Source organism: Spongiibacter sp. (assembly GCF_041602295.1).
GTDB lineage: Bacteria > Pseudomonadota > Gammaproteobacteria > Pseudomonadales > Spongiibacteraceae > Spongiibacter.
In genome coordinates, this window is record NZ_JBFIGO010000162.1 from 1 (window position 1) to 4,071 (window position 4,071).

A 4,071-nucleotide genomic window follows, 5' to 3' on the forward strand; every position below is an offset into this window, starting at 1 on the left:
CCTGACGCAAGGCCTGGGGTGCCACTAGCCTGTGCGGAGATTCCCCAGGTAATAGCAGCCATTTTAGGCCCGCAGCAATTCCTGCATTTGCTCTATTTGCTGGTAGTAGCTGTCATCCATTTCGCCGGGATTAACCGGCAGGCCCAGCCGCTCAAAAGCCGACACCCCCGCCCACTCAACCTGGGCAAACGGGTGATTACTGCCAAGGTAATTGTGTAAATTCGCCACCGTCACCAAATCAGCGTAGTCGGCTCGCTCAACGTGCCGACTAAAATCCAGATGCGCCTGAGGCACCATCACCAGCTCCTCAGGAAACTCCCAGGACGCCAAAATGAATCGCCCCATTTCAGGGGTCAACGCCACCAACAACTGGTCTAACAGGCCGGCATCAGCGCGCAGCTCCGCCCTGTCCAAGGCGTAGGAAAGTATCGGCAATGCGCCAATCTGATGAATCACGCCCGCCAGGGTGGCCAACTCAGGCTTCAGGTGGCGCTGGCCGCAAGCCAGTGTGTGGCAAATCGCCGCTACATCGGCGCTGTGCACCCACATCGCACGCATGCGCTTGTTGAGCGCGTCAGCGCTGGAGAGAAATATCTGCTGCATGGCCAACGTAGTAACCATGGTGGAGGTGTAGCTAAGACCTATACGGGAAATGGCGCCCTTAACATCGTATGTAGGGTCCAAGCCACGTAACAAGGAGCTATTGGCAACGCGGATTAATCTAGCGGCAATCGAGCTATCGTGCTCAATGATCGCCGCCAACACCGAAATATCGACATCGGGATCACTGGCGGCACTGCGAATTTCCAGTGCGACCTCGGGAAGAGTAGGCAAACTTACCGCATCGCGTTCAATCGCGAGCAACAAGTCCGCCCTCACCTGTTGGATAAACTGTCCATTGCTACTCAATTTCGAGCTTCCTTTATCGCTGGCGGCGCTACAGGGTAACGCCTGCCTCTCCAGCCTAGCAAAACCGCTTCATTGAGCTATCGGCACAAACCGCAATAGACTCAACTCTGCGTCTCTGCTGCGGCCAAGGCCGCCTCAGTGTCACATGCATAACCCTGAGCCTGCATGGCAGTCGCCAACGCGCTGATCAACAGGCGAATATTCTCCATTCTCGCACTGTAGCCCATCAGACCAATACGCCACACTTTACCGGCAAATGCGCCCAGCCCAGCACCAATCTCCAAGTTGTGCTCAGCCAACAGCTGCTGGCGCACCGCGGCATCGTCGACCCCCTCAGGAATGTATACGCTATTGAGCTGTGGCAGGCGGCTGTCGGCATCCACCACAAAGCGCATACCCAGCGCCTCTAGCCCCGCCGCCAAGGCATTGTGCATACGGCGATGACGCTGCCAAGCATTTTCCAAACCCTCTTCCTGCAACATGACCAACGACTCGTGCAAGCCGTACAGGGCATTGACCGGCGCCGTGTGGTGGTAAGCGCGCTTACCGCCCTCCCCCCAATAGCCAAGAATCAAATTCATATCCAAGAACCAGCTCTGCACCGGGTGCTTGCGCGCCTTAATCGCAGCAATGGCCGCATTGCTAAAACTCACCGGCGACAAGCCCGGCGTGCACGACAGGCACTTCTGGCTGCCGGAATAAATCGCATCGATTCCCCAGTCATCGACCCGCAATTCAACGCCCCCCAGCGACGTCACCGCGTCGACAATGCTCAGGCAGCCGTGCTCGCGAGCCAGCGCACACAGTGCCTTGGCATCGCTCAACGCGCCAGTGGAGGTTTCGGCGTGAACGAAGGCAACAACCTTGGTATCGGGGTTGGCCTTCAATACCTCTTCCAGCTGCGCGGGATCAACGGGCTTGCCCCATTCGCCCTCCACTGTTACTGCGGTGGCGCCGATGCGGGTCACGTTCTCACGCATACGAGTGCCAAAAACACCGTTGATACACACCACCACTTTATCGCCCGGCTCCACCAAATTGACAAAGCAAGCTTCCATACCGGCCGAACCCGGCGCTGAAATTGGCAGAGTCAATTCATTTTGAGTGTTAAAGGCGTACTTCAGCAGGCTTTTCAGCTCGTCCATCATCCCCACAAACAAAGGATCTAAGTGGCCAAGCGTCGGCCGCCCCAAGGCCTCGAGAATGCGCGGATGTACGTCGGAGGGACCGGGACCCATCAGGGTGCGCAGCGGCGGCTGAAACGAGGAAATACTCATAGTCGGGGCCTTTCTATTCAATGGACAGTATTCAAAAGCACAACGCCACAGGTGGCATCGGCAAAGTTTCGAGGGCTATTGTAGGGTATCCGCGCCAACGCTTCACCGTTTTGGCGGGATTAGTAGCTGCCAATCTAAACGGTCGTAAAATGCCTGCAATATGTAATAGTGATCGGCGTCAAAGGGCCGCGCCTCGGCGAGACGCTCGGCGCAACGCTGCCGTCCCGGCCGGCGCCCGGAAAAGCTGCCGTAATAGCGCCAGCGATCAACGAGGTGCCAGTCGCAGCGCCGAGGCTTCGCCCGGCGCTCAGCGATCAGCACCGGGCCGGAGAACGGCCAAGCGGCCACCCGACTGGACTCCAGCTGCGCACGAAACTGCGCGTTAAATGCCTCGGCCGACAACTGATCACCGCCACCCCGCTCACAGCCCCGCAGTTGCTCGGCACAGCCCTGCGCCTCGCAGCACAGCTCAGCGCGGTCTATAGCCATGCGCCTGGGGCAGACTCGCAGCTGTTCCGCGATCTTGCGCAAGCGTTGCCAGGCCAGCTTATGGTGCTTAAACAGGAACAACTCGCCACCCTCTGAGTCGCCACTGGACGGCAAAAAATGTAGCTGCAAATAGCCCTGCTCGTCAGCCTGTAGGCTGGCCACACAACTGTGGCCCTGCCGATTGTAACGCGGCCGCAGCCGGGCAATCTGCGTGCTCTCCAGCAGACCTGCGCCCAGCTCTCCGGCCGTCTCCGTCGCCTCAATGCGGCGCAATTTCCGAGACAGCTGCCGCAGGGTCCCAGCGGGGGCCTGGGCACTGAAATACGCCGCCACCCCAAGGCGCATATTGTCGCTTTTAGCCACATACAACGGGGCATCTTTTTCGTCGTAAAAAGCATAAACCCCCGGCCGCGCCGGCACAGCCTTGAGATCAGCGGGGCTCAGATGGGCAGGTAGCGAGGGCCCCTGCAGCTGCGCCCTCACCTCCGCCAACACCCGCGGCTCGCCGTGCTCCGCAATCGCGTGGGCGAGGAAGGCCTTCATCGCCAATACATCCGCCATCGCCCGGTGGCTGACGTCGCGCCGATAGCCGATGTTCTCACACAGGGCATCGAGACCGTGTTTGGGCCAATCGGGATAGAGGCTACGCGCCAATTTTAAGGTGCAGAGGATTTGCGGCCGATAGTCCAAGCCCTGCCGACGGAAAGACTGTGTTAAAAAACCGGCATCGAAGCGGGCATTGTGGGCCACCAACACTGCCCCGGCCAAACGCGCAAACAACTCAGGCGCCAAGGCCTCAAAGGCGGGTGCACCGGCTAACAGCTCAGCATTGATACCGGTGAGACGCTGAATAAACACCGGGATGTCACCGTCGACCTTAACCAGCGACTGCCAGTGTTCCTCCTCACCCTGCGCCAGCGTAACCACCGCAACCTCGGTGATCTCATCGTCCGCCGCCGACGCCCCGGTGGTTTCCAAGTCCAGCAACGCCCAGCGCATTGTCGACAGCATACATTCCCTCTATCGCGGTAATCGGCAATCAGCAGTGCCTATAATACGAGCTAGACCCGTTCCCCCAAACCAGGAGCCCCAGCCGATGAAGCACCCCGACTTGTCCCCGCCGAGCCACGCCTTAGTCCGCCAGGCAACGGTGCTCAGCAACACAAAGGGGCCACGGTAATACGCCAGCTAACACTTAGCGCCACGCTGCTCGCCTGCGCCACGCTGTTACTGGCAGCCTGCAATCGCAGCGACAATAGCCACGCCGACGCGTGGCGGCGCTACGGCGACGGTCTGGGCCGCATACTACAGCGCCAGGCCGACGCGCCGACCACGTTAATCCCGACCCTGCCTCCGCCCTCGCAACTGGCTGTCGCCACCCCATCGCAGAGCATTA

At 59.7% G+C, this 4,071-nt stretch carries 3 protein-coding genes; all 3 read right to left on the bottom strand.

Features of this window, described 5'->3' with window-relative positions:
• Positions 1 to 63: 63 nt before the first annotated feature.
• A complete protein-coding gene (locus tag ABYM29_RS15080) occupies positions 64 to 909 on the bottom strand; it encodes an HDOD domain-containing protein (protein ID WP_372865616.1) in 846 nt (281 codons plus the stop codon).
• A gap of 101 nt (positions 910 to 1,010) precedes the next feature.
• Positions 1,011 to 2,186, bottom strand: coding sequence for an alanine--glyoxylate aminotransferase family protein (locus ABYM29_RS15085; RefSeq protein ID WP_372865617.1), 1,176 nt, complete (start codon positions 2,184 to 2,186; stop codon positions 1,011 to 1,013).
• A gap of 102 nt (positions 2,187 to 2,288) precedes the next feature.
• On the bottom strand, positions 2,289 to 3,686 hold the full coding sequence (locus tag ABYM29_RS15090) for an exonuclease domain-containing protein (protein WP_372865618.1): 1,398 nt from the start codon (positions 3,684 to 3,686) through the stop codon (positions 2,289 to 2,291).
• Between the last annotated feature and the right edge of the window lie 385 nt (positions 3,687 to 4,071).